Source organism: Streptomyces sp. SAS_272, assembly GCF_052543235.1.
The window spans coordinates 1-2,845 of sequence record NZ_JBMNDR010000198.1 but is presented as its reverse complement, the minus strand read 5'-3'; the positions used below and the strand labels follow the sequence as shown (position 1 = coordinate 2,845).

The 2,845-nt window shown below is 73.5% G+C and carries 1 protein-coding gene; it reads right to left on the bottom strand.

Annotated features, from left to right (window positions below; genetic code table 11):
- On the bottom strand, positions 1 to 2,845 hold a 2,845-nt coding region (locus tag ACN6LD_RS42060), incomplete at both ends, for an SDR family NAD(P)-dependent oxidoreductase (protein ID WP_445045924.1).

Genomic DNA, 2,845 nt, shown 5'->3' with positions numbered 1-2,845 from the left:
ACCCACACCCTCACCCCACCCCGTACCGTCCGCACCCTCACCGAACGCCCGGCACCGACCATCCGCCGCCAACCCACCCTGACGACCGAACTCCACGAAAGCGCCCGGCGTCGACATCACCGTCACACCGCCCGCCAGCGCCAGGTCGCACTCCCCCGACCGCAGCGCCTGCCCCGCCAGATGCAGAGCCACCAACGACGACGAGCACGCCGTGTCGACCGTCACCGCCGGACCCTCCAGACCCAGCACATACGACACCCGACCCGACGCCACACTCGCCGCGTTCCCCGTCCCCACATACCCGCCGAAGTCACCCTCCGACACACTCAACAACGCCGGATAGTCCTGACCGTTCGTCCCCACGAACACACCCGTACGACTCCCCCGCAACGACCGAGGATCCACCCCCGCCCGCTCCACCGCCTCCCACGACGTCTCCAACAACAACCGCTGCTGCGGATCCATCGCCAACGCCTCACGCGGCGACACCCCGAAGAACTCCGCATCGAACTGACCGACATCGGACAGGAACCCACCGCGCGCGGTGTGGCTGGCGTACGGGTTGTCCGGGTCGGGGGAGAAGAGCAGGTCGAGGTCCCAGCCGCGGTCGGTGGGGAAGTCCCCGACGCCCTCGCGGCCGTCCGCGAGCAGCTCCCAGAACTGTTCCGGGGTCTCGACGCCACCGGGGAAACGACAGGCCATGCCCACGATCGCCATCGGCTCGTCCACCGCGATCGCAGCGGTCCCGTACGGCGTGGCGGCTGCTGCGGTCTCGTCCCCGAACAGCTCCGCGTGGATGAACGCGGCCAGCGCCTGCGGGGTCGGATGGTCGAAGACCGCCGTCGTGGGGAGGGTGACGCCCGACACGGAGGCCAGGACGTTGCGCAGCTCCACCGCGATGAGCGAGTCCACGCCCATATCGCGGAAAGCCCGCTCCGCACCGACCTGTTCGGCGCCCTCGTATCCGAGTGCCGCAGCGGCCCGGGCACGGACCTCTGTGACGAGTTCCCGCAGGCGCGCCTCGGGGGCGAGGCCGCGCAGACGCGCCTGGAGTGCGGTCGTGACGGTCTCGGCGGTGACCTGGGTTCCGGCCGGGACGCGGTACACCTCCGCGAGGAACGGGCTGTGCCGGACCGCGGTGAAGGCGGCGCCGAAACGGCTCCAGTCGACGTCGGCCACGAAGGCCGCGGCCGTCGCGTCCCCAGCGGCGGCGGCGAGGGCGTCCAGGGCCCGGTCAGGGTCGAGGAGGCCCACACCGCCTCTCAGTTGCCGGACCTCCGCGTCGGCGTCTGCGGCCATGCCGCCGCCTGCCCACGGCCCCCAGGCGATCGAGGTGGCGGGCAGCCCCTCGCTCCTGCGCCGCTCCGCGAGGGCGTCCAACAGGGCGTTGGCGGCGGCGTAGTTGGCCTGTCCGGCGGAGCCGACCGTGCCGGCGAAGGACGAGAAGAGGATGAAGGCGGACAGCTCGCGGTTGCGGGTCAGCTCGTCCAGGTTGCGTGCGCCGGCGACCTTGGCGGCGAAGACCTTCTTGAAGGCGGCCGGTGTCAGGCCGTCGAGGACGCCGTCCTCCAGTACCCCTGCCGTGTGGACGACCGCGTCGACAGGGTGGGCGTCGAGCAGCGCGCGCAACGCCTTACGGTTCGTCAGATCAACTGCTGCGAACGTCACTTCGGCGCCGGCGTCCTGCAGTTCGCCCCGCAGGTCCTCGGCGCCCGGCACCCGGTCCCCGTTGCGGCTGGCCAGGATGAGGTGCGCGGCGCCCGCCCGGGCGGCCCACCGGGCGACTCTGGCGCCCAGCGCGCCTGTGCCTCCGGTCACCAGGACCGTGCCGGACGGCTGCCAAGCGGATTCCGCTGTGGGAGAGGCCGGGACCAGGCGGCGGCCCATGAGTCCGCCGGAGCGGACCGCGGCCTGGTCCTCGCGCGGGCCTGCGGCCGTCGCGCCGACGGCGAGCAGGGTGACCAGCCGGGCGGCCGAACGCCGGTCCAGGGTCGCGGGCAGGTCCACGAGCCCGCCCCAGCGGTCGGGGTGTTCCAGGGCGACGACGCGCCCCAGGCCCCAGACGGCGGCCTGGTCGGGTTCCGGGGCCGGATCGCCGGCCGTGGCGGTGACGGCTTCCCGGGTCAGGGTCCAGAGCGGCGCCGAGACGGCGGCGTCTCCGAGGGCCTGGACGAGCACCGTGGTCGCGAGAACGCCGTCGGGAACGTCTGCGTTCCCCCCGCGCTCCAGGGCGAGGGTGGAGACGACGCCGGCGACCGGGGCATCGCCGACGGCCACGGCGATACGGCGCGCCAACTCGGCCCGGCCGTCGCTGTGGTGATGCTCGACGGCGACCAGTTCCGCACCGGCGTCGTGCAGTGCGCCGGTCAGGGCGCCGTCCCAGCCGTCCGCGCCGGCCGAGGACACGGGCCTCAAAAACAGCCAGCGCCCGGACAGCCGCGCGCCCTCGGGCAGGCCGGCGACCGTACGCCAGACGACACGGTGGTGCAGCCCGTCGACGGCGACGGCCGAGCCGTCCTCGGCGTAGGAACGCTCCAGCCAGAACCGGTCACGGCGGAAGGCGTACGTGGGCAGCTCGACCGTGCGCGCCGCCGGGAGGAGCGTGGACCACGTCACCGCCGCGCCGCTCAGGTGCAGTCGCGCGAGGGCCGCCACGAAGTGCCGGGACTCCTGACCGTCCTTGCGGAGAACCGGCGTGTACAGCACGCCGTCCGCCGGGCTGTTCTGCGCGAGGGCGGTGAGGGTGCCGTCGGGGCCGATCTCCAGGAACCGCGTCACCCCCTCGGCGGCCAGCACACCGATCCCGTCGGCGAACCGCACCGCCTCACGCACATGCCGCACCCAG